The following is a 26,784-nucleotide window of genomic DNA, read 5'->3' on the forward strand; positions in this document are numbered from 1 at the left end:
CTGGAAGGCTCACCTCAGGGCTTCAGCTGAAACCAGAAGTAACCGTAGGGCTGAAACATGATCGGATAACGATGCTTGCCCACAGCCGGAAATGCCGTCTTCCCAAACAGCTCCCTGGGACGACTGCCCGAATATTGATGTAAATCGAGCATGGCGGCCTGAGCGATGTTTGACAGATTCGCGACGCAGAGAACGCATTCGCCTTTATATTCTCTGACATATGCGATGACGGCCGGGTTTTCCGTGCTCACAAAGCAAATCGCGCCCCTTGCGAAGGCTTGATGCGCCGATCGGATTGCTAGGATGCGACGAACCCAGTTCAGAAGCGAATGCGGGTCCTTCTCCTGTGCGGCGACATTGATCACCTGGAAGCCGAAACGGGGATTATCGATGAGCGGCAGTGCGAGGGTCTTTGGATCGCCGCCCGAAAATCCGGCATTTTTGCCGCTGGACCATTGCATCGGTGTGCGAACACCATCTCTATCTCCCAAATCGACATTGTCGCCCATGCCGATCTCATCGCCATAGTAAAGCACAGGGCTACCGGGTAAAGAGAACAACAACATGTGGAGAAGCTCGACGCGACGCCGATCCTGATCCATGAGCGGCGACAAGCGACGTCGGATGCCGAGATTCAATCGGGCGCGTTCGTCGGAAGCATAGGTGTCCCAAAGAAAATTGCGCTCGGCCTCGGTGACCATTTCCAAAGTCAGCTCGTCATGGTTTCTGAGGAAAATGGCCCACTGGCATTCCTCAGGGATGCCATCGGTCTGCTGCACCATGGTGATGATCGGCTGGGAATTTCCCATTGCAACCGCGGTGAATATTCGCGGCATCAGCGGGAAATGGAAGGCCATGTGGCATTCGTCCCCTGTTCCGAAATAGTCCCGTGCCTGATCCGGCCATTGATTTGCTTCTGCAAGGAGTATGACGCCGGGGTAGCTTGCCTCGAGCGTCTTTCTGATGTGCTTGAGCAGCCTGTGCGTTTCAGGAAGATTCTCGTTATTGGTGTTTTCTCGCTCAACAAGATACGGAACGGCATCGAGGCGAAAGCCGTCCACGCCAAGATCGAGCCAGAAGCGCATGATATCCAAAACCGCTTCGATAACGGCAGGATTGTGATAGTTCAGATCCGGCTGATGGGAGTAGAAGCGATGCCAGAAATAGGCGTTGGCAACCGGGTCCCAGGTCCAATTGGATCTCTCGCTATCGACGAAAATGATGCGTGTTTCCGCAAACTTGTCGTCCGTTTCCGACCAGACGTAGAAATCCCGTTCCGGAGACCCGGCCGGCGCGTTTCGGGCACGCTGAAACCAGGGATGCTGATCGGAGGTATGGTTGAGAACCAGCTCCGTAATGACATGCATGTTGCGGGCATGGGCCGCCTCCACGAACCTTCTGAAATCGTCGAGCGTGCCGAATTCCGGGCTGATGCTTTCATAATCGAGCACGTCATAGCCGTCGTCACGGCGGGGAGATGGATAAAACGGCAAAAGCCAGATCGTGTTGACACCTAACGATGCCAGGTAATCCAGTTTGCGCGTCAATCCGGCGAAATCGCCAAATCCATCTCCATTGGCGTCGAAGAACGACTTCACATGGAGTTGGTAGATGACAGCATCCTTATGCCAGGATGCATAGCGAAGCTCGCGTTCGGTTTCGCTCAATCGGCAGCTCCCTCGGCAACCATAGTTTCGGTCAGGCGCGACAGGTTCTGGCCACAAAATTAATACTGCCTGTTGTCTCTTCAAGATTGCCCGGGGGAAATCTACGAGCCCGAAGCCAATGTTGGCCCCGTGACGGGGAACATGACGGCAGCTCGCTTGTTCGGATTCCAGCGCCGGCAAGCTCAGCCTTTCAGGGTTGCTGACGGCACCGCGAATTTCAACGAGGAGTGCAGCAATGCCCAAAGGTAAATCGAAGAAATGGTCACAGCACGTCAATGAGACCAGTGATGCCATGGACCTGAAGAAAGGCGTATTCAACGAGCGCAGCGCCAAGAAAATTGCCGATTCACTCAAAGAATCCGCCGAAAACAGCGACCGCCGCAAATCCAGTCCGTTTCGATCCGCCATGTCGATGTTGAACTTCTATATCAATCGGGCGGGCGATCAGCTTTCGAAATCCCGGCGCGCAACGCTGGAGAAGGCAAAAACCGAACTCCGCAAGGATTTTGGCCGCGATCCCTGAGGAGCTGGGTTCAGAGCTAAAGTCATCAGAACCATGATCGCTCCCCTCGATTGGATCACGCCCCTCAAGCATCGAAGGAGGCATCCCCTACTTTCGGCTCGCCATTTCGAGCAGGGTGTCTAAGCCGCGCTGATATTTTGCGGCGTCCTTGCCTATCTGCTCGCTTTGCCAAAGATTGTCCTCAAGGTCGGCCCGCTTGACGGGCAAAGCCAGCACATTCGCTGCCGCACGATGGATGAATTGCTCGTCCGGCTCGCCCGGCCGCCGCGTTAAGGCATCGACGGCAGATAGAATCCTTGTCGGGAAGCCCTCTTCCTGCAGACGATCGAGCGTCCATCCTCTTCGCTTTTCGACGACATCATGAAGATAGGCGACCGTGCGGGCCTCGTCACCGGAAACCAGCAGTGCGACGCGTTGGCAATGCTCAAAGAAAGGCCGTCCAGTCTTGTCCGTCTGCCCTTCGTGCGCCTCGAGCGCGATATGGATGGCTTGGTCAAGATGTTTCACGGTAAAAGCTTTCCGGGTCGTTGATATCGCTTGCTGGCGGATATGTCGCGAAATCGTATGTTTGCAGCCGTTTGGATGGCGCGCGATTGACGACATAATCGGCGCCGCCTCGTCTGAAAGACGGATCAGCCAGAGAACCCCCTTGACCGCGGATAGTTCCTCCCTCCGCAATAGAAAAACATCGAGTAAGCTCGATTGGCCTATCGGATTTGCGATTCTGCCATGCTGACGCCGGATTTTTCTGATGTGTGTCTGCGCCGGGTTTAGAAGGGCACATCATGGAATTCCTCAATTGTTACATTGATCGACCGCTGCTGCGCGGCGGATCGGCAGTCATGCAGCTATGGCACAGACAGACAGGCCATTCTCCGCAGAAGCTCTTCCCTTTGTGGAACCTCATCGTCATACTTGCCCTTCTGTCGGCATGCGGCCTGTTTTTAAACGGCCCTATCTATGTTTTCGGGCTCGGCACGCTCTTGATGCTTTCGCTTCCGTCACTGCGGCTGTTGGCCCTGGGACGGGTGGGACGGATTTATGACATGCGGTCCTATCGGGCGCTCGCGGCGACGGCCACCCGCAAGCGTGAAACGGAATGGGCGGTACGCCTGACCGTTTTGTTCACCGCCGTCATCTTCCCCTTTTGTGTCTCTGCCGGTGATGAGGCCGCAAGCTCATTCCTGCTTGGCGCCAGCCTTTGGTTTGTGCTGACGGCACCGGCAAAGATGTATCTGGACGCCGCCGAGCCGCCGCCACCTGGCAACGGCGGCGAGCAGGCCTGGTCGAGACAGGCAACCGCTGCAGCGTGACGCTTCCCAGCATCCACAGGAACAAACCACTCACAATTCCGTTCTCCTTGCAGCAACCAATGGAGAGCGAAATGCTTTATTATGCACTGATATTTCTCGTCGTAGCTTTGATTGCAGGCGCGCTCGGCTTCGGTGGCATAGCAGGCGCATCTGCGTCCATCGCACAGGTCCTGTTCTTTATCTTCCTCATCTTCTTCGTGGTGTCGCTGATCATGAATGTGATGAGACGCTGAGGAGAAAGGCGAAGGAGAATACGATCGTCGAGGCCGGGAAAGCCGGGTCTTGTGCCCTGACAGGAAGCTTGCCTTCGCGGATATTTTTGGCCCTCGGTATCCGGTGAGGATAAATGGGCAGGAACGTTTCGACCCTTTCCAAGTTCGAAGAGCGAAGGAAGGAGAATGTCATGAAGCGCTCAATCATTACCGCAGGGATCCTGCTCCTTGCCACCGGCGCCTTCGCCCAGTCGGCTGCCGAAAAGACCGGAGTCAATTCGCTCGTAGGCGCCGCACCCGCGGCGCAGGATTTCGTCAATGAAGCTGCGAGCAGCGACATGTTCGAAATCGAAGCCAGTAAGCTTGCTCTGCAGCGGGGCGATGATCAGACGAAGGCTTTTGCGCAGCAAATGGTCGATGATCATCAGAAGACGACGATGCAGTTGAAAGATCTGATAACGAGCGGCAAGGCGAAGGCGACGCTTCCCAGCGATATGACGTCCAATCAGAAAAAGATGCTGACCAGGCTCCAAAAGCTGCAAGGAAGAGAATTCATTCAGCGCTACGATTCCGACCAACGTTCAGCTCACGCCAAAGCCGTCGATCTTTTCAAACGATATGGCGAAAAGGGAGACAGCGCTGCTTTGAAAGCATGGGCCGCAAATACGACACCTACGCTCGAACATCATCTGCAGATGGCCAAGCAATTGGGAAAATAGGTCCCGAGGCGCCAGGCTCGCAACGTCGCGCATGACGTCAATCCAATATCGGGAAGCACGCCGGTCAGCGCAGCGACGAAATCCGAAACTGCGGAACAATGCCGTTTCGGCATCGTTGAATATCATCGTGAAAATGGAGCATCCCCATGAGCCCGCGTGCGCAATGGAAAGGATATCTCAAATTCGGGGAGGTCAGCTGCCCGGTCGCGCTCTATACGGCAGTTTCCACCTCGGAACGGATTTCCTTTCACACGCTGAACCGGGCGACCGGCAACCGGGTCAGGCGCGAATTCATCGATAGTGCGAGCGGAAAGCCGGTACCGCGCGAGGATCAGGTCAAGGGTTACGAACTCAACAAGGACGATTACGTCATCCTTGAGCCCGAGGAAGTCGCCGCGGCGGTGCCGGAAAGCGATAAGGTCCTGCATGTACAAGCCTTTCTGGCATGCGATGAAATCGATGATGTCTATTTCGACCGGCCCTATTATCTGGCCCCTTCCGCTCCGGCGAGCGCAGAGGCGTTCGCGCTGATCCGCGAAGGGATGCGCAAGAAGCAGGTTGCCGCCATTGCCCGCACCGTTCTGTTTCGCCGCCTTCGGACAATGATGATCCGCGCCCATGGCGCGGGGCTGATCGCTACGACATTGAATTTCGATTATGAGGTTCGCTCGGCACAGGAAGCCTTCGAGGATGTGCCCGATATGAAGATCAAGGGCGAAATGCTCGATCTCGCGAGACATATCATCGCCACCAAGAAAGGCAGTTTCGATGCCAGTGAATTCGACGACCGCTATGAGGCCGCGCTCGCGGAATTGGTAAAAGCCAAGATCGAAGGCAAAAAGATCCCGCAACGCAAGCCGGCGAAAGTCGCCAAGGTTACCGATCTTATGGAGGCTCTGCGCCAGAGCGCCGGCATGGCTGGCCAAGGCAAGACAGGCGCCAAACATTCCGCCAAGAAATCGCGTGCGGCATCCCGCAAGGCAGCAAAATCGCGTGCCGCCTCCTCCTCGCGGACACAACGCAAGGCGAGCTGATCATGGCGTTGGAGATCTATAACCGCAAACGCGATTTCACCAGAACATCGGAACCAAAGGGCCGTGCGAGCAGGAACAAGGCTGCATCAGCCGGCAACAGCTTCGTCATCCAGAAGCACGATGCGCGCCGGCTCCACTATGATTTTCGCCTCGAATTGGACGGCGTGCTGAAGAGCTGGGCGGTGACCAGGGGGCCAAGTCTGGTGGCCGGCGAGAAGCGGCTCGCGGTACAGACCGAAGATCATCCCCTGGAATATGGCGGCTTCGAAGGCACGATTCCGAGGGGCGAATATGGCGGTGGCACCGTCATCGTCTGGGACAAAGGTACGTGGACGCCGCTTGGCGACCCCCACAAGGGACTGGCAAAAGGACATCTCGAATTCGAGCTTCACGGAAAAAAACTCGGCGGCCGGTGGCATCTGATCCGCATGGCCGGAAAGCCGCGTGAGAAGCGGGAAAATTGGCTGTTGATCAAAGGCGAGGACGATGCGGCCCGCCCGGAGGGTGCGCCCGATATCCTCGAAGAGCAGCCGGAATCGGCAAAGACGGGACGGGTCATCGATGAGGTTGCAGGCGAAAAGCCGGGCTGGTCGTCCAAAACGGGCAAGATTGATCGCAGGATAGCCCGAGCCAAGGATGAGAGCTTCAACGACAAGGGCAAGAATAAAAAGAAGCCGAGCAAAGCTGCGCCCGAGCGGGAAGCCGATGCGAAGCCCATTGAGCCATCCGCTTTAAAGGACGCCAGAAAGGCTGCCCTGCCGGCATTTGTCGAACCCGCCCTGGCGACACTGGTATCCAAGCCTCCCACGGGCAAGCGCTGGCTTCACGAGATCAAATTCGACGGCTATCGGCTGGAGGTTCGCATCGAGGCAGGCCGCGTCAAGCTGCTGACGCGCAGCGGCCTCGACTGGACCCAGAAATTCGGCAAGGAGATCATCAGCGCCCTCAAGGATCTCCCCGTCGGCACAGCCATCATCGATGGCGAACTGGTCGTCGAGCCGGCTGCCGGCGCCTCAGACTTCTCCGCCCTGCAGGCCGACCTCAGCGAAGGGCGCAGCGACCGTTTCGTCTTCTACGCATTCGATCTGATCTACCTCGATGGCTATGATCTAACTGCCTGCCCCTTGGTCAGCCGCAAGGACTTGCTGCAGAAGATCATTTCGTCCGAAACCGGGATCCTCCGCTTCAGCAGCCATTTTGACGAGAATGGCGATCTGCTGTTGAACCATGCCTGCCGGTTGAGCCTGGAAGGGATCGTCTCCAAGATCGCCAGCGATTCCTATCGCTCCGGCCGCGGCAAGAACTGGGTCAAATCGAAATGTTCGTCACGACAGGAATTCGTCATCGGCGGCTGGGTGCCTTCGACGACATCGAGAAACGCGATCGGCTCGCTGGTTCTCGGCGTCTACGAGCATGGCAAGCTGCAGCATGTCGGCCGCGTCGGAACCGGGTACACACACACAGTCGCCGAGCAGCTCTTCAAAAGGCTTACCCGCCTGAAGGCAGAGGAAAGTCCTTTCGCATCCAGGCTGACGGCAGAAGAACATCGCGGTGTCCGCTTCATACGGCCCGAACTGGTCGCGGAAGTCGAATTCCGTGCGTGGACGGCCGACGGCCATCTGCGTCATGCGTCCTTCCGTGGCTTAAGAGAAGACAAGAACCCACTCGACATCGTTCGCGAAACACCGAAATCAGCCGCCAAGACCTCGACTGAAAGGCCGTCGCGAACCAGCATCTCCCTGACCCATGGCGATCGTCTCTATTGGCCGGACGAGGGCGTTACAAAAGCCGGACTTGCAGATTACTACACGGAGGTTTGGCACTACATGGGACCTTTTGTCGTCGGCCGACCGCTTGCGCTCGTGCGCTGCCCGAACGGGATCGGCGGCCAGCATTTCTTCCAGAAGCACGCCTGGAAGGGCATGAACCGGAACATCGCATTGGCGAAGGATCCGCAAGGTGAGGAGCCATATGTGAACATCAACGACCTGAGCGGCCTGATCGGCCTCGTACAGGCCGCTGTCCTGGAGATCCATCCCTGGGGATCGATGGTCGGCAATTGGGAAAAGCCTGACATGATCATCATGGATCTCGATCCTGGTCCGAATGTCGCATGGACAGAGATCATCGCCGCCGCGGAAGAGACCGGCGAACGGCTGAAACGGGCGGGTCTCGTTCCCTTCGTCAAGACATCCGGCGGCAAAGGGCTGCACATCGTCTGCCCGCTGGTCGCCAAAGCCGAATGGCCTGCCGTGAAAGCCTTTACCAAGGACATCGCCGACGCGATGGCCGCTGATAGCCCCGGCCGCTATGTTTCCACCATCACCAAATCGAAACGCCGGGGCAAGATCCTGGTCGACTATTTGCGAAACCAACGCGGCTCGACTGCAGTTGCGCCCTATTCGACCCGCGCTCGTCCGGGAGCCGCCGTCTCCATGCCCTTGTCCTGGGAGGAATTGAGCCCCGCCATCGGCCCCGACTATTTCACCGTGCTCAACGTGCCGACACGGCTTGCCGCGCTTCGCTCGGATCCCTGGGCCGAGTTCAGAAAAGCCGCAGAACCATTGCATCTGCCCGACGCGAAGCGCAAGCGCGGCTCATGACAGGCTCCGTCTTCCCGGCGGAAACCCCCTCGATGCGGATTATCTTTTCTTTGCACCCTTTTCCTGTGAAAGGCCCTTTCGAAGCGCATCCATGATGCTGATGACATTGCCCGCGGCGGGTGCCTCTTCGGCCTTTGCCCTTGCCGGGCGCTTGCGACCTTTCTTCTTGGCAGCGATGATATCGAGAAGCTTGTCCTGGACGGGATCGGAGACCATGCCTGGGTCCCATGATTTCGTTCGCTCGTCTATCAGCTCTCCCACGAGCTTCAGCAGTTTGGTGTCGACCGATTTTGCAGGGATGTCTTCGAAGTAATCCCTTTCATCCCGGACCTCATCGCCAAATCGCAACGTCCACAGGACGATCCCTTTGTCTCGCGCTTCCAGCATGACGGCACGCTCACGGCGATACATGACGAGCCGGGATATGCCGACCATGCGGCTCGCGGCCATCGCATCACGAATGACGCAGTAAGCCTCCTCCCCAACAGCATCGTTCGGCGTCAGATAATGCGGCGTATCGAACCAGATCCATTCGATGCTGTCGCGCGGTACGAACATCTCGATATCGATCGTTCTGGTACTTTCCAAAGCGACGGCATCGAGCTCTTCGTCCTCGAGCATGACATAGTCATCCTCGCCGCGCTCATATCCCTTGACCTCATCGTCTTCATCGACCGCTTTGCCCGTGACGGAATCGACATATTGGCTGACGATGCGGTTGCCCGTCTTTCTGTTCAGCGTGTGGAAGCGAACCTTCTCGTTAATGGTGGTCGCCGGAGCCATGGCGACCGGACATGTCACGAGCGACAGTTTGAGATAGCCTTTCCAGAATGATCTTGGCGCCATGAGTTTTCCTCCACCAGGAAGGGGAACGGTCTTCGGCAGGCATGGTTCCCGACCATCCATGCCGTCAAATTCCGCACTCAATGCATGCTGCCGATCCTCCGGTATTCGTCAGGACAACAGAAGCGGCGGGAACAACGCCAATTCGCCCTAGTTTGAGAACGAGCAGCCAATGGAGGATGCAATCATGGCAGAGACAGAAATCCACGACATGTTCGTCATCGGCCTTCGAAACGCCTATGCGATGGAAAACCAGGCTTTGGGGATGACAAGACCGCAACCGTCACGCTTGGAAAATTATCCGGAAGTGGCGGCAAAACTTGAACAGCACATCGGCGAAACGGAGGATCAAATCAGGCGACTCGAACGTATCCTTAAGGATTTAGACGAGGATTATCTCAACCTCAAGGATATGATCCTTTCGTTCACCAGCCCGACGACTGTCATGAGCCATGCAAGCGTAAGCGACGAAGTGCTGAAAGACGCCCTCACCGATTTCGCATTCGAAAACTATGAAATCGCGGCATATAAATCACTGCTGACGATCGCGGACGCCGGAAACTTCGACGAGGCAAAACATGCTCTGCGGGAGAGCTTGGCCGAAGAGCAGGCAATGGCCAAATGGATTGACGATCATCTGCCGCAGATAACGCGGAAGTTTCTGCTGATGTGGGAGGGAGACGGACGCCTCGCGAGACAAGGGTAATCTGCTTATGTCCGGCATGGGGAGCAATTGCGGATGATCAGTTTGGCCGATGGCCCGGCTTATGCTGTCCACTACGGATCTTTTCTTTTGCGCATCCATGAATCCATACGCCTCGATCGCAGCGTTGTTCACTTGCGCAAAAGCGTGCTGTCGCTGCTCACTCCCTTTGCAAAGGCTTTCCGGCCGAACTCGTAAGCGTGTTTTTCTGAAATCGCATCATCGTCGCCAGTCTTCATGGCGACCTGCTTCCCGACATCAGGTGCGCGTCGAGGCAGGCAATTACAAAAGCTGCTCGCGACGCCTCGACGGGAATTTTGTGCGAAACCGCCGCAACGCATTTTTCCGTCGCACGCGCGTAGGACCTGCTTCGTTCGCAAGGCCATCTTCGTGACAGGAAATGGATCGCATCCTCCGGCCCCTGAATCAGACAGCCGTCTCGACTGCTGGTCGCGAGGTAGACTGGTGCGGTCCAAAGCATCTTGAATTCCACATCAATCACATTGTGCATCCAACTCTCCCATGCCGTGGATGCCCCTCCCCTATGCTCGAACCATATGCGCGGCCGTTTGTTCCCGAGGCCGAGCCTGTTCGACTGTTTTCTCTGATCTATCGCATCAAGTCCGGAAACCTTTTCCGGCGGCAGTTGTTCGTGATTGAGGGTAAGAATTTCCTCTCAAATCATGTGACGTTCACCGAAAGCCCTCCTTTGACGAGCGCACAAAGACAGCTGCCGTGTACAAGAACCGTGGTTCAGTTTCGGTTCACGCGCCAACACCTATAAGCAAGGCTCAATTCGGATCGAGAAATGGACGGTTTAGCGCCCCTCTATAGCCAATTGTTTTCGGGAAAGCGGCTCCTGGTGGCAGAGAGCGGTTACTTTCTGACCGACGAGGTGCGCCAAAAGCTGTGTGAACTCGGAGCGATTATAGTTAGTCCGGTCCATGATCTCGAACATGCGTCCGATCTCATCGAGGCAAATGACCTGGACGCGGCGATACTCGACCTGAATCTCGAGGCGGAACAGGTATTTCCCCTGGTCGAACGGCTCGACAGGCAAAAGATTCCCTATCTCTTCGCTCTTGGCGGAGACCCAATCGATGCAGACATGAACTTTGCAGGTTTTGTGCTATCCGAGAGGCCTGCCGCGCTCGATCATATTGCCAAGGCACTGTTCGGCATCCCGGACAAAGATACATAACGCCACGCATTACCACTCCATGCGTTGAGAAGTGCAGGCATCATCAATGCCTGTCTTCGTCAAGGTGCGCTGCCAGTTGCTGCCGGGCTCGACTGAGCCGGCTTTTCACGGTACCGATCGCACATCCGAATTTCTCGGCAGCGGCATCATAGGAGCGTCCCTCTATGACAACATATTCGAGCACGACACGGTAAGGTTCCGGCAGCAGATTGCAGGCCTCTTCCATTTCCTTGGCCCGTATCGCCCATTCTTGCGATGGCGCGGCCACCCCGGCGCCGGAAACGCATTTCGTGATTCCGGGAGCCTCGCGCCGGGCAATGCGGAACTTCGTGCAAAACGTATTGCGCATGATCGTGAACAGCCACGATTTCAGCCGGGTGCCTCGATCGAATTGGTTGAGATTGGCCAGCGCTTTCGCGAGGGTTTCCTGCACGAGATCGTCGGCGTCGCTGGCGTTTCTATGAAACGAGCGTGCAAATGCACGAAGGGCCGGAATAAGCTCTACAATTTCGTTTTGCAGATCGGGGGTGCTGGGGCTATCGGTCACAATTTTTCTCCTTGAAGAACGCGCATAACGACCGTTCCAGCATTGCCGCGCAATGCGTGGTTTCAGCTGCCGTCCATACGCTAGACCGGCACCGGTGCCCTGTGGACCTCGGATAATGCCTTCATTGACCTTGATTTGAGCAGACTTGCTGTTTGCGATGCGTTCGGGAGCTTCGTTGCGATCTTAAGGCTTCGATGTTCCTTGCATCTGCTAGGGGAACGGCTGCATCTTGAGCTTGTTCCATGAGAATCTAAATAAACGTCAAAGCGCCGCGACGCCGCCACGGAGAGCGAGGCCGACGGGTGTCGGTTATCGTTCGATCGTCCCATTGCGGCGAATCTTGCGCTGGAGAAGCAGAATTCCGTAAAGCAAGGCCTCCGCGGTCGGCGGGCAACCAGGCACATAAATATCGATCGGAATGATCCGATCGCATCCGCGCACCACCGAATAGGAATAGTGATAATAGCCACCGCCATTGGCGCATGATCCCATGGAGATCACGTAGCGCGGCTCGGGCATCTGGTCATAAACCTTGCGCAGCGCCGGCGCCATCTTGTTGCATACGGTGCCGGCAACAATCATCAGATCCGACTGCCGGGGGCTACCCCTCGGCGCGGCACCAATGCGTTCCACGTCATAGCGCGGCATCGACATCTGCATCATCTCGATGGCGCAACAGGCAAGCCCGAACGTCATCCACATCAGCGATCCGGTGCGCGCCCAACTGACAAATTCGTCCGTGCTCGTGACGAGAAAACCCTTATCGGCGAGTTCGTTGTTGATCGTTCCCATGAAGGGATCACCAGTCGGCGCCTGGCCGGGATGTTGAAAATCGCTGATGACAGGGCGGTCTTTGTAGGAAGACATTGGTCCGTTCTCCCGTGGAAAACTCCCGAACTTGCGCGGAACAGGCTTGTTCCAGGCACGGGTGCCTTTCGGTTCGCATGACCATCCTTGTCTTTCGATACTTCGATGCCTTCAAAGTGAAACCAAACAAGTTGCTCTACGTTTGTTTCCATGAGGAAATGTCATGCATTCAATCGAGCAGCGCGACGACCGGCCTTCGAAACTACATCCTGCTTCTCTGACCATTCTCTGCCTGGGCGTGATCGTTGCGCAGGTCGACACGTCGGTTGTCAATCTGGCTGTCCAACCAATCGGCGAGAGCCTCCAGGCTTCCGTAACCCAGTTGCAGTGGGTCGTCGATGCCTACAATCTCGTCTACGCTGCGCTTCTGATCAGTGGCGGTCTGCTTGCGGATCTTTACGGACGTCGTCTGATTTTCATCGTCGGCTGCGTCATCTTCTCAATCGCAAGCCTTGGATGCGCCTTGGCTCCGACGATCACGATCCTAATCGGCGCCAGAGCGATAACCGGCCTCGGATCGGCCCTTCTGATACCGGCCTCTCTTTCGCTCATTCGAGTGATCTACCCAGACGAGCAGATTCGCGGTCGGGCGCTCGGTATCTGGGCCGGCTGCAACGGCATGTCGCTTGCCATTGGGCCAAGCCTTGGCGGCTATCTGATCCATAATTTCGGTTGGCGGGCTGTTTTCCTCGTCGTGGTTCCCATCGGCGTGGCGGCGGCTGCCGGAGCATTGCCTTGGATCTTGGAAAGTGCGGATAAAAAGGGACGATCGTTCGACATGCTGGGTCAGCTATTGGGCATATTGTCGCTCGCCGCCATCACTCTGGCGGCAATCGAGTCCTCGCATTTTCCGATAGTCTGGACGATCCTGCTGGCACTTTGCGGCTTCGGTCTGCTGACGCTTTTCATCCTGGTGGAACGACGCCTCGATCAGCGGGCTCTCGTGCCGCTTTCGATGTTTTCCACTGAGCGGTTCAGCGGGGCGATGGCAGGAACGGCCGCAATGACGTTCGGCATGTACGGGACGCTCTTTCTGTTTCCCCTCGCCTCCCTCAGCCTCGATCGACTGCCTCCGATCGCTGTCGGGCTGGCACTATTACCCATGGCGCTGAGCTTTGTGGCAATCTCACCCTTCTCCGGTTTCTTTTCTGAACATCTGGGAAAACGGCACACCATCAGCATCGGGTTGGCGACGATAGGACTAGGGAACCTTCTGCTCGGCATTACTTTTGACGGTAACCTGTTCACCGCCGAGGAATTCGGCCTGCTGTTGACCGGTATCGGGATGGGCATGGCGACCGGGCCTCTTACGGCAGTCGCGGTTTCGAGCGTCGTCCGTGAGCGCGCTGGAACTGCGAGCGCACTGATCAACGTCGCACGCATGGTTGGCGCAACCATCGGCGTGGCCGCACTCGGATCGGTCTACGCGTTCTTCCGGGAGCCCGCTTTCGGGTTCATTGTGGCTATGTTTTGCGGCGGCGGTCTTCAGCTCTTCGGCAGCGTGGCGGCGTGGCGATATCTCAAGCGAGCGTGAATCCCACTTTTTATGCGGGTGACGTTCGACAATCCGAGCGCCATCCAAGCCAATGAGAAGACGCAGGCGCCATCAGCGGATCCTTGCCGACTATCTCAATCAGGAAGTCGAGGACCGTCCTGATGCGCAACGGCAGGTTCCGACGCGATGGGTAGACGACGCTGATAGCGACCCGGCTCGGCGGAAAGTCTGGCATGACGTTCACCAGCCTGCCTTCCTCGATGTCGGACCCGACAAGAATGTGGGAAAGTACGGCAATCCCATTGCCAGCCAACACCGCACGGTGGACGGCAACCGCGTTGCTGGCGACGAGGCGCGGCGCGATCCTTACGGTAACGTCCTCGGCGCCATTTGAGAACGACCATGCCCGGCCGTTTCCGGCGCGATTGTAACAGATGCAATCATGAGCGCTGACATCGTCGGGTGTTTTGGGTGCTGCCCGGTCTTGTAGATAGGAAGGCGCGGCAACGAGAAAGGCCGTCGTCCACCCAATTCTGCGGCACATCAGGCTGCAGTCTGCGACCGTTCCCAGCCGTACCTCAAGATCGATCCCCTCTTCGACCAGGTCGGACGGTTCCTCGCGAAAGAGCAAGTCGACGGAAAGTCCCCGATGGCGTTCGAGCAGCATCCCGAGCCGGTCGCTGACGTAAAGCCCGAGCGGTGTCGGCAAAGCCAGCCGCACCTTGCCGGCTATGCGCCCGCCATCACGACATGTGGTTTCACTAAGCGCCTCGACCGCCTCGATGACCTTGAGTGCCATCGGGATGATCTGCTCCCCCTCCGCCGTCAGCGCCAGCGCGGTGGTCGTGCGATGCAGCAGACGTGTGTTGAGATGCGCTTCCAGCGCCGAAACCTGGCGTGAAACAGCAGGCTGCGTCAGCCTGAGATCAATCGCTGCGGCGGAAAAGGAGCCAGTCTCCACCACCCGCATGAATGTTTGCAATGCGCATACGATATCCATCCCCACCCCATACTTTTCGGCATAGGCCTTATGTTCGAACCTTAGCCCGGAAGGACTTTACTGTCCAGCTATTAAGGATATCTTTTATCCACAAGGATACTTAATGTCCTTAATAACGGAGGCGACCATGACCCAGCGTTTGAATTATGCCCAGCAATCACCGGAACTCTTCAGGAAACTTTCGGAACTCAGCATGGCTCTGAAGGACAGCGCCATCGAACAGAAGATCCAGGATCTCGTTCACATCCGCGCATCGCAGATTAACGGCTGCGCTTTCTGCCTGGACATGCATGTCAAGGAAGCCAAGATCCATGGCGAGAGCGAACTCCGGCTCCACCACGTAGCCGTCTGGCGGGAATCCAATCTCTTCATTCCCCGGGAGCGCGCCGCGCTCGCCTGGACGGAAGCGGTGACGAAACTGCATGAAGGCGGCATTCCCGACGAGCTCTACGAGCGCGTGCGCGGCCAGCTTTCCGAGAAGGAGATCTCCGATCTCACCTTCGTAATCATGGTCATCAATGCCTGGAACCGCGCCAGCATCGCCTTCAAGACCGTGCCGGGCTCGGCCGACAAGGCCTACGGCCTCGACAGGGCCGGCCTCAACTGAGCCTCTCAGAAAAGGCTTCGGCAAACGATGGGTGGCCGTTCCGGCGGCCGCGACCAAAACGCTCATGACAATCATTTCAACCGTGGAGCCGGCCAGATCGGTTCCAAGATCTCGATCAACAGGAGACAAACATGGACCTGGACACTTCTCATCCCGTTAAATCAAACCCCGACGAGCTGGTTCCGTCGCGCTACGCGGTACAGATCGGCGATATCGAGGTACTGGTGATCAGCGACGGCGTGTTGCCGCTGCCGACCAAGATGCTGGGATACAATGCCGACGCTGCCGATCGCGCGGCCTGGCTGAATGATATGTTCCTGCCGCAGGACGCTTTCGACTGGGCGCTGAACGCGGTCGTCGTTCGCAGCGGCAAGCAGACCATCCTCATCGATGCAGGTCTTGGCTTGGACCCGGAGTTGAACCTGCCGCGCGCCGGACAATTGATCAAGCGGCTGGAAGCTGCAGGCATCGACCTTGGTTCCGTGACTGACGTGGTGCTGACCCACATGCATATGGATCACGTTGGCGGGCTGCTCGTCGATGGAGTGAAGGAGCGGCTGCGTCCAGACCTCAGGATCCATGTCGCAGCAGCAGAGGTCAAATTCTGGGAAGCGCCCGATTTCTCACATGTGTCCATGCCGCCCGGATTCCCGGACGCGCTTCGAGCTGCCGCCAAGCAGTTCAGAAAGGAATACGAGAACCAACTGCAACTGTTCGATGATGAATTCCAGGTCGCACCGGGCGTGGTCGTCTCCCGAACCGGCGGCCACACACCCGGGCATAGCGTGGTCCGCGTCGCCTCCGGAAAGGACCGGCTGATGTTTGCCGGCGATGCGGTGTTCGCCGTCGGGTTCGAACATCCGGACTGGCACAACGGCTTCGAACACGATCCGGAAGAAGCTGCGCGCGTGCGCGTCCGTCTTTTGCGGGAGCTGGCCGAGACCGGAGGGCTTCTGGTTGCCACCCATATGCCGTTCCCTTCGGTCGGCCATGTGGCAACCGACGGCGATGTCTTCCGTTGGGTACCGGTGTTCTGGGACTACTAACTCCCTGGTGAGCAAGCGCCGGGCCGGCGTGCAGCTGTTAGGGAGCACCTGGCTCGGCTGAGCGGATGCAAGGCATGATCAGAGCCGGCCCGTCCTTGCAACACAATCACACAGAATGAACGAACAATGCGGTGCGCGAAGCGACCGCAAATGGAGAAGCTCATGAAAATCGTCATCATCGGCGGAACCGGCCTGATCGGTTCGAAGACGGCCGACCGCCTTCGTAGGCAGGGCCATGAAGTCGTTGCCGCCGCACCGAACACCGGCGTCAATACGATTACCGGCGAAGGGCTCGCCGAAGCATTGGCGGGCGCCTCCATCGTCATGGACCTCGCAAACTCGCCCTCCTTCGAGGACAAAGCCGTGCTCGAATTCTTCGAGACGTCAGGCCGCAATCTGGCGGCAGCGGAAAAGACGGCCGGCGTGAAGCATCATATCGCCCTTTCCATCATCGGCGTCGATCGCCTGCCCGAAAGCGGCTACATGCGCGCCAAGATCGCCCAGGAAAAGATCATCCGCGACTCCGGCATTCCCTATACCATCGTCCATTCGACGCAGTTCATGGAATTCCTAAGCGGCATAGCCCAGTCCGGCACGGTCGGCGATACGGTGCGCCTGTCGCCGGCCTATGTGCAGCCGATCGCTTCCGACGACGTCGCCGACAACATGACCGTCGTGGCGAACTCCGCGGCAATCAACGGCATCGTCGAGATCTCCGGTCCGGAACGTGTCCGGCTGAATGAGCTCGTGGCCCGCTATCTGAAGGCCATGGGCGATGCCCGCAAGGTCGTGGCGGATCCGGAAGCCCGCTATTTCGGCGCAAGGCTGGAAGACGGCTCGCTCGTGTCCGACGGCAATCCGCGCCTCGGCCGCATCACCTTCGAGCAATGGTTCGCAACCTCCGCGCGCAAATGACCGTCTAACTCTTCAGAAAGGAATTCGAGATGATCAAGTCAATTCTCGGCCTCGCCCTCACCGTCCTGCTGTCCACCACCGCCGTCGCACACGCCGAAGGCGAGAAGGACGCCAAGGTCACGCTTGTCTACCAACACGAACTGCCGAACGTTCCTGGCAAGAGCATCAAGGGCGTCCTCGTGGAATATGGTCCGGGCGGCTTTTCCTCGGCCCACACCCATCCGAACTCGGCGTTCATTTATGCAACGGTCCTGGAAGGGGCGATCCGAAGCCAGGTCAATGACGGTCCGGTCAAAGTCTTCAAGGCCGGCGAAAACTTCTCCGAGATGCCGGGCGATCGCCATGGCGTCAGCGAGAATGCGAGCAAGACCAAGCCGGCGAAGCTGTTGGCTGTCTTCGTTGTCGACAGCAGCCAGAAAGAACTGACCTTTCCGATCAAGAAATAACCGGAGGCTGGATGGGTGCCGGAGGCGCCTGTCCCTTCCCGGTTTCAGGAAATCATCGTCGGTGAGCCCTATCATGTTTGGCGAACATCATTTTCTGCCGCTCGTCCTGATCAATCTGCTCGGGCTGGCCGGCATTCTCATCTGGCACATCCAGGGGCGCCGTCGTCCGACTGCGCGCCTCGTCGTGCAGATCCTCTTCTTTTGCTGCATGAGCCTCGTGCTCTGGCTTGCCGGAATTTCGCCTTATCACTTTGACTACGATGAGCTTCAGGATGGCGGCATCCTGCTTGCCAAATCCGCAAGGATCCTCTGGTGGCTGCATCTTGCCTGGACGATGATCGGCTTCCTTCATATCTATCTCACCCTCAACCGCCGGCCGCAGGAGGCGCATCTTCTTCAGGATCTGATCGTCGGCATTGTCTATCTCGGCGTCGCCCTGTCCGTCATCGGCTTCGTCTTCGGTGCACCCGTTGGGCCGCTGATTGCCACCTCAGGCATCGTCGTCGTCATCATCGGCCTTGCGCTGCAGAACACGCTTGCCGATGTCTTTTCCGGAATCGCGCTGGCTCTCGGTCACGCCTACGTCATCGGCGACTGGATCCAGCTCGCCGACGGCACCGAAGGGCGCGTCGTTGAAACCAACTGGCGCTCCACCAATCTGCTTTCTGGCGGATATAACGTCGTCGTCCTGCCGAACAGCGTTCTGGCGAAACAGGGCGTCACCAATCGCAGCCGCCCTGATGAGTCGCACCAGATCTCGCTGACGATACGAATATCCGCCATACACAAGCCGCGGCTCGTCGAAGAGGTCATGCTTGCCGTCCTGCAGGGCTGCGAAAGGATCGTCATGAACCCGCCGCCGGTCGTCACGCTCAAGACGATCGACGCAATCGCCATCGAGGTCGAGCTGTTCTTCCGCGTCGCGAGCGCGGCAAGCCGCATGTCGGCACAGAACGAGATCATCGATCTCATCTACGAACATTGCAAGGCGAACGGAATATCATTGGCGATGCCGGCCCAAAGCCTCGTCTGCCCCCCGATAGGCGAACAGAAGGAACAGGCCACTCTCAGGGCGATATCATCCGGCGCGCTCTAGCACCCATTCGAAAGAGCTTTTCCAGAGTTCCGGCGGGATCTCCTTCGACAGGATGCCGACGAGATCTGACAATTTGACGCCGCGCAGTTTCTCGCGCCACGCTTCGTCGGCCTCCCACATGATGCGCGCCACCGCACAAGGACTGCTCTCGCAATAGTCCTTCGGGCGGCAGGGGTTGTTGGCGCGAATATTGGTGCAGACGAAGGTTCGCTGCCGCCCCTCGACGGCCTCAACGATCTCCAGAAAAGTGAGATCCGCGGGCGGTCTCGCCAATCGATAACCGCCGGAGGGGCCGAGTGTCGTGTCGACAAGTCCAGCCTGAGAGAGGCTCTGGAGGGCCTTGGAAAGATATTCCTTGGGAAGCCCATGGAATTCGGCGAGCGCTTTGGTGGAGAGATAGCGGCCCTCAGGCAAACCCGCAAGAATGGCACAACAATGGAGAGCCCATTCGACTTGGCTTTTCAAAATCATAAATTCATTCCAAAGGCCCGCGGCTGGCATATATCTATCAAGGATAAAGAATATCCTTATTTGATCGCCATGTAAATAAATTCCGAGATGCAGATTTGCCTCTCGCATACCGAGCATGCATAAGCGAAACGATCTTCAGGGCTTCGAAAACATCCCTTCCCCATGACGAACCGGATGGCGGTCTGGAAACGAAATCGACCCGCGCAAGGCGGCAACTCGACCATTGCAGCCATGCCAGGCGACAGCGGCTGAAGCAAACTATCGACATTTTGATAGATCGAGGCACAACCGCCCCTCTTGGAGCACTTTTCACTTTGACTTAGATTGCCGGCAATGACGAAGCCTGTTGGATCTGGCGAATAAGGCAAGGTCAGCAACCCCCGGGGACCTGATCAGGATTTATATGAAGCGGACAAGAATTGAGGATATCGCCAAAGAGGCGAAGGTGAGCAAAGCGACTGTAGATCGTGTCATTCACAAGAGAGGCTTCGTCCGCGAGGAAACGGTCCGCAAGGTTGCAGAAGCAGCGCATAAACTGGCCTATTATGCGAGTGGTCTGATCGATCGGCAGCTGACCGCACCGCTTGCAAGAGTGAGATTTGGCTTTCTGCTCATAAAAGAAAGACAGGAGTTTTATCAGTCTTTCAGCAAAGAGCTGACCCGGGCGGTGGCAGACCATCAGGATTTTCGCGGTGAAGTGATCATCCGATATTCTCCGTCTCAGTCGCCGGCAGACTTTGCGGCAATCATGCGGGAACTTGCCACGCATACTGATGCGATAGCTTGCACTGCGGTCAACCATAGCATCGTCAATGAAGCCGCCCGGAGCCTGCGGCAGAACGGAATTCCCGTCTTCGCCCTGCTGAATGATTTCGGCCACGGCGCGCGTCAAACCTATATCGGTCTCGACAATCACAAGGTCGGACGCCTAGCGGCATGGATGATTGCCATAGCAAGTCGCCAGCCCGGAAAAGTCGCGATTTTTCTTGGCAGTAATCGCTGGCAGGGACACGAATTGAAGGAAGCCGGATTCCGTTCATACTTAAGCCAGTTGCGGGCGGATCTCGATATCCTGGAACCGGTCATCAATCTTGAGACAAGAAAGCTCACCCATGAAACCTCCGTCGCCTTGCTTGAGCGTCATCCGGACTTGAGAGGCATCTATGTCGCAGGCGGTGGCATGGAAGGCGCAATAGCGGCGCTGCGGGAAATGCGCGCGCCCGGGGAGGTCGCCCTCATCGTCAACGAGCTCACCTCTGTCAGTCGCGCAGCCCTTTCCGACGGCTATGCGACAATGGTCATCGGCACGCCCTTGGCACAGCTTTGCCGGGACACCGTCGAATTGATGGCACAAAACGTGCTCCAGGGTCGCGTTCAAATGCCGGATGCGCATTTTCTGGAACCGCAACTTTTTCTACCTCCTTCCATCTCAGAATGAGGTGAAACACCTCAAGCGGAAGACGCAAGAAACCTCACCGATGCGCTAATCCAAATTCCACCCGATTGCGCGCGACGGATGCTTTTGGCATTGCCTAGAGCCGCGTGACGCTCCGCTGGAGCAGCAATATCGGGATCTTGGGAGGAAACATGTTCTGGGCACTCAATCAGATTACGGCACCAAATCTTAGCTACACCGATTTCCTCGACCTGTCGGTTGCTCTCGGCTGCCAGGGCGTAGAGGTTCGCAACGACCTCAAGCGCCAGCTATTTGACGGCCTTTCGCCGGCCGAGGCAGGTCAAATGGTTCGGGAGCGAGGTTTGCGGCTCGTTGGCCTGTCCCAGGTCTATCCGTTCAATTTCTGGTCGGATGATATCGAGCGGAAGGTTCGGGATCTGATTGCAATCGCCAAGGAAGCCGGCGCTGAAACCATCAGCCTGATCCCTCGAAACGAGGGGATCGGTACCGAGGCGCAGGAGCGCAAAGCCAATCTCGAAACGTCCCTTGCCGCCATCTTACCTCTTCTTGAAGAGGCGGACCTGGTCGCACTGGTCGAGCCATTGGGGTTTCAGCGTTCCTCGCTGCGTTACAAGGCAGAGCTCGTGGACACGATCAACGCGCTCGGGGCAGCACATCGCTATAAACTCGTCCATGACACATTCCATCACGCCCTGGCGGATGGCGGACCGATTTTTGCCAGCCACACCGGGATCGTCCACATATCGGCTGTCGTCGATCCGACGTTGCAGCTGAACCAGATGGAAGACGAACACCGGGTTCTTGTCGACGGATTGGACCGACTGGACAATGTCGGTCAGATTAAGGCTCTTCAGGCTGCCGGATATGTCGGACCGATTTCCTACGAATGCTTCTCTCCCCTGGTGCACGACCTCGCCAACCCACGAGAAGCAATCCAAGCCTCGTTTGATTTCATCGAATCGGCCCTGAAGGCCGGGTGATCGCCAAGCTGGCGATGCGAAGGAGCCCGCCGAGCTTGGCTGTGGGCCCGGTCCGATCTGGTGTCGATAAGATCGAGCTCCTGTTTTGGCGCTTTCGCGTGGGCAGCGGCGCTGCCAACGCGACCTTGCCATCGCCGGGCTTCCCTCATTCAAATATTCTCGGAGATATAGATCTCGAACGGGAAAAAGGTCTGGCGCGCGGTCGTTTGCGCGCTCCCTTCGACTGAACTCACCATTTGCGTGATGAGCTCTCGGCACAGAAGGGGCAGTGGAGTGCAAATGGCCATGGCAACTGTTCCATCCATCAGTGCGCCCTTACTCTCGGGGACAAGCTCGTTGACGATGAGGGTAACATCGCCTGCGCGGTTTTCTTCCCGAAGTGCGGCGATCGCCCCCTCCATTCCGCCGCCGGCGACATAAAGACCGATAAGGTCTGGATGCTTCTGCAGAAGATCGAGCGTCGCCTCATGCGTGACGTCGACGGCGTCGAAATTGATGAGCGTTTCCAGCACTTCGAATTCCGGCGCATTCTCGCGGAAATAGGAGCGAAAACCCACCTCTCGCAACTCGTGGCCGTGAAAGCGGTGGCTGCCTACAAAACACGCCACTTTGCCCGGCTTGCGAGCCGTGCGCGCGATCGTCCAGGCAGCAGATCTCCCGACCTTTCTGTTGTCGAGGCCGAGATATCCTTCCCGAACGCCCGCGGCAAAGTCGGAAAGTACGGAAAAGACCGGAATCCCCTTTTCCTTGAGTTCGTCGACGATGGCCTCGACAGCCGGATAATCAGGGGCGACGACGGCCACGGCCTGATTACGCGCTGCCAGCGCTCGCATTTTCTCCGCGATCGCGCTCGGTGTCGAGACAGCCGGATAGTCGATTTGAACCTGCAGCTTCGCTGCCGTCATCGCCGCCGCAGCCGCTTCGATCTCTTTGGCAAAAGCTTGATAAAATGATTGCGTGGGCTTCTGCAATAGGAATGCGAGTTGATAGCGCGGCACGTCTTCGAAGACGCGCTGACGCAGGAGACCGACAGCGTGATAGCCGATTTCCTGCGCCGCTTCATAGACGCGCCGTGCCGTCTGTTCGCGAACCGGAAGGCGTCCGTTCAGCACGCGGTCGATGGTGGCGACACTGACGCCGGACGCCTTGGCGAGATCCGATATGGTGGGGCGACGCATGGCGGCTCCTGATGGAATTTATCATTCCTGCGTTATCTTAATGATAGGTTTTGATAGATTCCATCATTCCTGCATTGAGGCAAGCAAAAAGTCGATCTATCGTTTCCAGCATTGAGAGCGAGGCGCTATCGCGCATCGCGGGAGGCAGGGATGACGACGATGATCAAGCGTGACTATGATCTGCTCGGCGCAAGCGGCAAGCTGGCGGTGGAAACGGGGCTGGCTGCCGCCGAATGGTATCACACGGATGTTGCGCGCAAGGATATGAAGGCGTTGATGCAGCGCTCGGATGCGCCTGCGATCCGCGACACCATCATCTGGCTCGGCAGCATGGCGGTTTTCGCTGTACTGGCCGTCTACTTCTGGGGATCCTGGATCTGTGTCCCCTTCTTCCTGGCCTATGGTGTGCTCTACGGCTCTGCCTCGGATAGCCGCTGGCATGAATGCGGCCATGGTACGGCGTTCAAGACGCGATGGATGAATGACGCGGTCTATCAGATCGCCTGCTTCATGATCATGCGCAATCCGGTGACCTGGCGCTGGAGCCACGCGCGCCATCACACCGATACCGTCATCGTCGGCCGGGATCCGGAGATCGCCGTCATGCGGCCGCCGGATCTCCTGCGCCTCGTCCTGAATTTCTTCGGCATCCTCGATGCCTGGTACGCCATGATCGACATGCTGCGCAATGCTGCCGGCTTCGTCAGCGCCGCGGAAAAGACCTTCATTCCCGAGATGGAGCAGCCGAAAGCGATCCGCATCGCCCGTATCTGGCTTGCGATCTATATCGTCACTATCGCATCAGCGATCACCATGGGCTCGATCCTGCCGCTGATGCTGATCGGCCTTCCCCGGCTTTACGGCGCTTGGCATCATGTTCTGACCGGTCTGCTGCAGCATGGCGGCCTTGCCGACAATGTCATCGACCACAGGCTGAACAGCCGCACCGTCATGATGAACCCGGTCAGCCGCTTCATCTATTGGAACATGAACTATCATGTCGAACATCACATGTTTCCGATGGTGCCCTATCACGCGCTGCCGAAGCTGCATGCGATGATCAAGCATGATCTGCCGGCCGCCAATCCATCCATCTGGTCCGGCTATCGCGAGATGATCCCGGCATTCCTGCGGCAATTGCGCAACGAGGACTATTTCCTGAAGCGCGAGCTGCCGCCAACGGCGCGGCCCTATCGTGAAGAGTTCCACGGCGACCTGCCGGCTGCCGCGGCACAATAACATCGACATTGCGAGGGAGGAAAACATGAGTAACTGGATCGAAGTCTGCGCCGCTGATGCAATCGACCAGGAGGATGTCATCCGTTTCGATCATGACGGGCGGACTTTCGCTATCTATCGCAGCCCCGAGGATGATTATTTCGCGACCGACGGCCTGTGCACGCATGAAAAGATTCATCTCGCCGATGGCCTTGTCATGGACACCATCATCGAATGTCCCAAGCACAATGGCCGCTTCGACTACCGCACCGGCGAAGCCAAGGGCGCTCCGGTCTGCGTCAATCTGCAGACCTATCCGGTCAAGGTCGAGAATGGCACCGTCTTCATCGGGCTCTGAGGAGGCTATCGTGGCGCATTTCGTCATTGTCGGAGCCGGGGAATGCGGCGCCCGCGCTGCCTTCGCACTTCGTGAAAAGGGATTTGAGGGCGACATCACCCTTATCGGCGCCGAGCCGCTGGCCCCATACGAACGCCCGCCGCTTTCGAAGGGCGGATCGGATGAGGCGCTCGAGCCAAAATTCGTCGCAGCATTGGAGCGTTACCAGGAGCAATCGATCGACCTGAGGCTCGATACGACGGTGACAACGATCGCTCCCTCCACAAAGACCATCAGGCTCGCGGGTGGGGAAACGCTAAGTTACGACAAACTGCTGCTCGCAACTGGTGCTTCGGCACGCAAGCTTCCCGGCACCGATGGCACCTCTCATCGCATCCGCATGCTGCGGACCCATGCGGATGCGGTGGCTTTGCATGCCGTGCTCAATCCCGGACGGCACATTGCCATCATTGGCGGCGGCTTTATCGGTCTTGAACTGGCGGCGACGGCACGCAAGCGCGGCTCCGACGTCACTGTAATCGAGGGGCTTCCGCGGGTGTTGAAACGCGGCGTGCCGGAGGAGATCGCCGAGGCAATTACCGAACGGCATCGTCAGGAAGGTGTCGATATACGCTGCGATCAGATCATCGAAGCAGTGCAGGAGGACGCCGACAAGGTGGTCGTTCGCATGGCGACCGGGGACGTGATCTCTGCCGATCTGCTGCTTGTCGGTATCGGTGCCCTCCCGAATGTCGCGCTTGCCGCCGACGCGGGCCTTGCGATCGACAACGGCATTGCCGTCAACGAGCGATTGGAGACCTCGATGGCCGATATTCATGCGGCGGGCGATTGCTGCTCCTTTCCGCTGGCGCTCTATGGCGGAAGGCGTGTCCGCCTCGAATCCTGGCGCAATGCGCAGGAGCAGGCCAATCTCGCCGCCGCCAACATGCTGGGAGAAGGTGCGGAGATATCCGCGGTGCCGTGGTTCTGGTCCGATCAATATGATCTGACATTGCAGATTGCCGGCCTTGCGGATGAAGCGGTCGCCCATGTACGGCGCGATCTCGATGACGGGGCGTTCATCCTCTTCCATCTCGGCGCGGACGGAAGGCTGCTCGCCGCCAGCGGTATCGGACGCGGCAATGCCATAGCGCGCGATATCCGCCTTGCCGAGATGCTGATCGCAGCCCGGGCGCATCCGGATCAGGCTGCCCTGGCGGCAAGCACGATCAAGCTGAAGTCGCTGCTTGCGGCGTAACTATCCATATCGAGGAACATCCAATGCAAAAGCACAATCGTCCGACGGTTGCTGATCTCCTGTCGCTCAAAGGAAAGCGACAATTGACAATGCTGCGCGTCACGTCACTTGAGGAAGCGGAAGCCGCCGAGAGAGCCGGCATCGATATGCTTTCTGTCCCACCAGCACTTTTGGCCCCCTCATTCCGTGAAGCCGCGCCAAGCCCCTTTGCAGTACCGGGCCTGGGATATGGCGACTATGTCTCGGCAGAAGAATATATGCGGGAGGCATTCAAGGCACTGAAAGCCGGAGGTGATGCCGTTTATTGCGCTGCAAGCCTCGCGATCATTCGACGAATGCGGGATGAGGGAATTCCTGTCTGCAGCCACGTTGGCCTCATTCCGTCTAAGGCGACATGGACGGGCGGTTTCCGCGCCGTCGGAAAAACGTCGATCAGCGCTTTTGAAATTTGGCGCCAGACCAAGGCGCTGGAAGAAGCCGGCGCCTTTGCCGTCGAAATCGAGGTTGTGCCGGGTGACGTTGCGGCCGCCATCAGCCAAAGAACATCGATGCTGATGATTTCGATGGGTGCGGGAACAGGATGTGACGCGCAATATCTGTTTGCCGATGATGTCCTTGGCAGCAATCGCGGCCATCGCCCCCGCCATGCGAAGGTCTACCGCGATTTCGCGGCAGAGTTCGATCGGCTGCAGAATGAGCGCATTGCTGCCTTTGCCGAATTTGCCGGGGACGTTCGTTCCGGCGTCTATCCGGAGAAGAAGCACCAGGTCGGGATCGACAGGCAAGAGCTCGAGGCGTTCCTGCATATGATCGCCGAGCAAACTCTTTAATCGCACCTTAGGCTTCGGATGAAGCATTTACACATCGAATTGGGCTATCTCGAATGAAAACCTATGTATTGACAGTGACGTGCCAATCGACGCGTGGGATCGTTGCGGCGATCTCGAACTATCTGGCCGGGCAGGGCTGCAACATCGTCGATTCCAGCCAGTTCGACGATCTCGATACCGGCAAGTTCTTCATGCGCGTCTCCTTCATCTCCGAGGAAGGGGTGGGGCAGGCAGCGCTCGTCGAAGGCTTCAAGCCGA

At 57.8% G+C, this 26,784-nt stretch carries 29 protein-coding genes and 1 pseudogene; 21 read left to right on the top strand and 9 right to left on the bottom strand.

All coding sequences use genetic code 11. The features are described from left to right. Positions 1 to 20: 20 nt before the first annotated feature. Positions 21 to 1,667, bottom strand: a pseudogene (gene treS / locus JJQ51_RS30050) (maltose alpha-D-glucosyltransferase); the annotation flags it as partial. A 235-nt stretch (positions 1,668 to 1,902) separates the two neighbouring features. On the opposite strand from treS, the gene JJQ51_RS30055 reads away from it, so the two are divergent. Then, positions 1,903 to 2,190 carry a DUF3175 domain-containing protein gene (locus tag JJQ51_RS30055; protein WP_113352469.1) on the top strand — a complete coding sequence of 96 codons (288 nt, stop codon included), beginning with the start codon at positions 1,903 to 1,905 and terminating at the stop codon, positions 2,188 to 2,190. A gap of 87 nt (positions 2,191 to 2,277) precedes the next feature. On the opposite strand, the gene JJQ51_RS30060 is transcribed toward JJQ51_RS30055, so the two are convergent. Further along, complete coding sequence (locus JJQ51_RS30060) at positions 2,278 to 2,697, bottom strand: HD domain-containing protein (protein ID WP_113352496.1); 420 nt, start codon at positions 2,695 to 2,697, stop codon at positions 2,278 to 2,280. 278 nt (positions 2,698 to 2,975) lie between these two features. Here JJQ51_RS30060 and JJQ51_RS30065 point away from each other — a divergent pair, with 278 nt between their 5' ends. The 5 genes from JJQ51_RS30065 to ligD all read left to right on the top strand — a co-directional run bounded on the left by JJQ51_RS30065 (position 2,976) and on the right by ligD (position 8,071). After that, positions 2,976 to 3,503, top strand: a complete 528-nt coding sequence (locus JJQ51_RS30065) for a hypothetical protein (RefSeq protein ID WP_113352470.1) — start codon at positions 2,976 to 2,978, stop codon at positions 3,501 to 3,503. 71 nt (positions 3,504 to 3,574) lie between these two features. Beyond that, entirely contained in the window at positions 3,575 to 3,736 is a 162-nt protein-coding gene (locus JJQ51_RS30070) for a DUF1328 domain-containing protein (RefSeq protein WP_095437579.1), read from the top strand. A 170-nt stretch (positions 3,737 to 3,906) separates the two neighbouring features. Next, positions 3,907 to 4,434 (top strand): DUF4142 domain-containing protein, encoded by a 528-nt coding sequence (locus JJQ51_RS30075; RefSeq protein WP_113333622.1) that lies wholly within the window; start codon positions 3,907 to 3,909, stop codon positions 4,432 to 4,434. Positions 4,435 to 4,580: 146 nt separating this feature from the next. Next, positions 4,581 to 5,468: a non-homologous end joining protein Ku gene (ku, locus tag JJQ51_RS30080; protein WP_113352471.1), complete on the top strand. Its 888-nt coding sequence runs from the start codon at positions 4,581 to 4,583 to the stop codon at positions 5,466 to 5,468. 2 nt (positions 5,469 to 5,470) lie between these two features. Beyond that, positions 5,471 to 8,071 (top strand): DNA ligase D, encoded by a 2,601-nt coding sequence (gene ligD / locus JJQ51_RS30085; protein ID WP_269245639.1) that lies wholly within the window; start codon positions 5,471 to 5,473, stop codon positions 8,069 to 8,071. Positions 8,072 to 8,110: 39 nt separating this feature from the next. Here the strand turns inward: ligD and ku (JJQ51_RS30090) are convergent, their stop codons facing one another. After that, positions 8,111 to 8,917 (bottom strand): non-homologous end joining protein Ku, encoded by an 807-nt coding sequence (gene ku / locus JJQ51_RS30090; protein ID WP_113352473.1) that lies wholly within the window; start codon positions 8,915 to 8,917, stop codon positions 8,111 to 8,113. 184 nt (positions 8,918 to 9,101) lie between these two features. Here ku (JJQ51_RS30090) and JJQ51_RS30095 point away from each other — a divergent pair, with 184 nt between their 5' ends. After that, a complete protein-coding gene (locus JJQ51_RS30095; RefSeq protein ID WP_113333596.1) occupies positions 9,102 to 9,620 on the top strand; it encodes a ferritin-like domain-containing protein in 519 nt (172 codons plus the stop codon). A gap of 232 nt (positions 9,621 to 9,852) precedes the next feature. Here JJQ51_RS30095 and JJQ51_RS30100 read toward each other — a convergent pair whose 3' ends face one another. Then, positions 9,853 to 10,128, bottom strand: a complete 276-nt coding sequence (locus JJQ51_RS30100) for a DUF982 domain-containing protein (protein WP_113333595.1) — start codon at positions 10,126 to 10,128, stop codon at positions 9,853 to 9,855. A 297-nt stretch (positions 10,129 to 10,425) separates the two neighbouring features. Here JJQ51_RS30100 and JJQ51_RS30105 point away from each other — a divergent pair, with 297 nt between their 5' ends. Further along, on the top strand, positions 10,426 to 10,818 hold the full coding sequence (locus tag JJQ51_RS30105) for a response regulator (RefSeq protein ID WP_113333594.1): 393 nt from the start codon (positions 10,426 to 10,428) through the stop codon (positions 10,816 to 10,818). A 43-nt stretch (positions 10,819 to 10,861) separates the two neighbouring features. On the opposite strand, the gene JJQ51_RS30110 is transcribed toward JJQ51_RS30105, so the two are convergent. Together JJQ51_RS30110 and JJQ51_RS30115 are read right to left on the bottom strand one after the other, a co-directional pair. After that, on the bottom strand, positions 10,862 to 11,365 hold the full coding sequence (locus JJQ51_RS30110; RefSeq protein WP_113352474.1) for a sigma-70 family RNA polymerase sigma factor: 504 nt from the start codon (positions 11,363 to 11,365) through the stop codon (positions 10,862 to 10,864). Positions 11,366 to 11,674: 309 nt separating this feature from the next. Next, positions 11,675 to 12,232: a NuoB/complex I 20 kDa subunit family protein gene (locus JJQ51_RS30115; RefSeq protein WP_069615666.1), complete on the bottom strand. Its 558-nt coding sequence runs from the start codon at positions 12,230 to 12,232 to the stop codon at positions 11,675 to 11,677. Between the two features lie 163 nt (positions 12,233 to 12,395). On the opposite strand from JJQ51_RS30115, the gene JJQ51_RS30120 reads away from it, so the two are divergent. Beyond that, complete coding sequence (locus JJQ51_RS30120) at positions 12,396 to 13,766, top strand: MFS transporter (protein WP_113352475.1); 1,371 nt, start codon at positions 12,396 to 12,398, stop codon at positions 13,764 to 13,766. 10 nt (positions 13,767 to 13,776) lie between these two features. Here the strand turns inward: JJQ51_RS30120 and JJQ51_RS30125 are convergent, their stop codons facing one another. Further along, positions 13,777 to 14,727, bottom strand: a complete 951-nt coding sequence (locus JJQ51_RS30125) for a LysR family transcriptional regulator (protein WP_113352476.1) — start codon at positions 14,725 to 14,727, stop codon at positions 13,777 to 13,779. 127 nt (positions 14,728 to 14,854) lie between these two features. Between JJQ51_RS30125 and JJQ51_RS30130 the strand changes: the two genes are divergently transcribed. From JJQ51_RS30130 to JJQ51_RS30150, 5 genes are all read left to right on the top strand, one after another. After that, a complete protein-coding gene (locus JJQ51_RS30130; RefSeq protein ID WP_113352477.1) occupies positions 14,855 to 15,334 on the top strand; it encodes a carboxymuconolactone decarboxylase family protein in 480 nt (159 codons plus the stop codon). A gap of 131 nt (positions 15,335 to 15,465) precedes the next feature. Further along, positions 15,466 to 16,380: an MBL fold metallo-hydrolase gene (locus JJQ51_RS30135; protein ID WP_113352478.1), complete on the top strand. Its 915-nt coding sequence runs from the start codon at positions 15,466 to 15,468 to the stop codon at positions 16,378 to 16,380. Positions 16,381 to 16,542: 162 nt separating this feature from the next. Next, positions 16,543 to 17,295, top strand: a complete 753-nt coding sequence (locus tag JJQ51_RS30140; RefSeq protein ID WP_113352479.1) for an SDR family oxidoreductase — start codon at positions 16,543 to 16,545, stop codon at positions 17,293 to 17,295. Positions 17,296 to 17,324: 29 nt separating this feature from the next. After that, positions 17,325 to 17,741, top strand: coding sequence for a cupin domain-containing protein (locus JJQ51_RS30145; RefSeq protein WP_113352480.1), 417 nt, complete (start codon positions 17,325 to 17,327; stop codon positions 17,739 to 17,741). Between the two features lie 73 nt (positions 17,742 to 17,814). After that, a complete protein-coding gene (locus JJQ51_RS30150) occupies positions 17,815 to 18,837 on the top strand; it encodes a mechanosensitive ion channel family protein (RefSeq protein ID WP_113352481.1) in 1,023 nt (340 codons plus the stop codon). Here JJQ51_RS30150 and JJQ51_RS30155 read toward each other — a convergent pair. Next, on the bottom strand, positions 18,820 to 19,308 hold the full coding sequence (locus tag JJQ51_RS30155) for an RrF2 family transcriptional regulator (RefSeq protein ID WP_113352497.1): 489 nt from the start codon (positions 19,306 to 19,308) through the stop codon (positions 18,820 to 18,822). The two genes, JJQ51_RS30150 and JJQ51_RS30155, sit on opposite strands and share 18 nt — an antisense overlap. A gap of 346 nt (positions 19,309 to 19,654) precedes the next feature. Between JJQ51_RS30155 and JJQ51_RS30160 the strand changes: the two genes are divergently transcribed. Both JJQ51_RS30160 and JJQ51_RS30165 read left to right on the top strand, forming a co-directional pair. Beyond that, positions 19,655 to 20,746: a LacI family DNA-binding transcriptional regulator gene (locus JJQ51_RS30160; protein ID WP_246661198.1), complete on the top strand. Its 1,092-nt coding sequence runs from the start codon at positions 19,655 to 19,657 to the stop codon at positions 20,744 to 20,746. Positions 20,747 to 20,895: 149 nt separating this feature from the next. After that, positions 20,896 to 21,705, top strand: coding sequence for a TIM barrel protein (locus JJQ51_RS30165; RefSeq protein WP_113333584.1), 810 nt, complete (start codon positions 20,896 to 20,898; stop codon positions 21,703 to 21,705). A 149-nt stretch (positions 21,706 to 21,854) separates the two neighbouring features. On the opposite strand, the gene JJQ51_RS30170 is transcribed toward JJQ51_RS30165, so the two are convergent. Continuing rightward, positions 21,855 to 22,883: a LacI family DNA-binding transcriptional regulator gene (locus JJQ51_RS30170; protein WP_069615676.1), complete on the bottom strand. Its 1,029-nt coding sequence runs from the start codon at positions 22,881 to 22,883 to the stop codon at positions 21,855 to 21,857. 150 nt (positions 22,884 to 23,033) lie between these two features. Here JJQ51_RS30170 and JJQ51_RS30175 point away from each other — a divergent pair, with 150 nt between their 5' ends. From JJQ51_RS30175 to JJQ51_RS30195, 5 genes are all read left to right on the top strand, one after another. Beyond that, entirely contained in the window at positions 23,034 to 24,122 is a 1,089-nt protein-coding gene (locus tag JJQ51_RS30175; RefSeq protein ID WP_113352483.1) for a fatty acid desaturase family protein, read from the top strand. Positions 24,123 to 24,147: 25 nt separating this feature from the next. Then, entirely contained in the window at positions 24,148 to 24,459 is a 312-nt protein-coding gene (locus JJQ51_RS30180) for a MocE family 2Fe-2S type ferredoxin (protein WP_269245640.1), read from the top strand. Positions 24,460 to 24,469: 10 nt separating this feature from the next. Next, positions 24,470 to 25,696, top strand: coding sequence for an NAD(P)/FAD-dependent oxidoreductase (locus tag JJQ51_RS30185; protein WP_269245641.1), 1,227 nt, complete (start codon positions 24,470 to 24,472; stop codon positions 25,694 to 25,696). A gap of 23 nt (positions 25,697 to 25,719) precedes the next feature. Then, positions 25,720 to 26,526, top strand: a complete 807-nt coding sequence (locus JJQ51_RS30190; RefSeq protein WP_152092897.1) for a 3-methyl-2-oxobutanoate hydroxymethyltransferase — start codon at positions 25,720 to 25,722, stop codon at positions 26,524 to 26,526. A 53-nt stretch (positions 26,527 to 26,579) separates the two neighbouring features. Next, a partial coding sequence (locus JJQ51_RS30195) for an ACT domain-containing protein (protein WP_113366738.1) occupies positions 26,580 to 26,784 on the top strand: 205 nt, incomplete at its 3' end.

Source organism: Rhizobium sp. AG207R, from assembly GCF_027109195.1.
Taxonomy (GTDB): Bacteria; Pseudomonadota; Alphaproteobacteria; order Rhizobiales; family Rhizobiaceae; genus Rhizobium; species Rhizobium dioscoreae.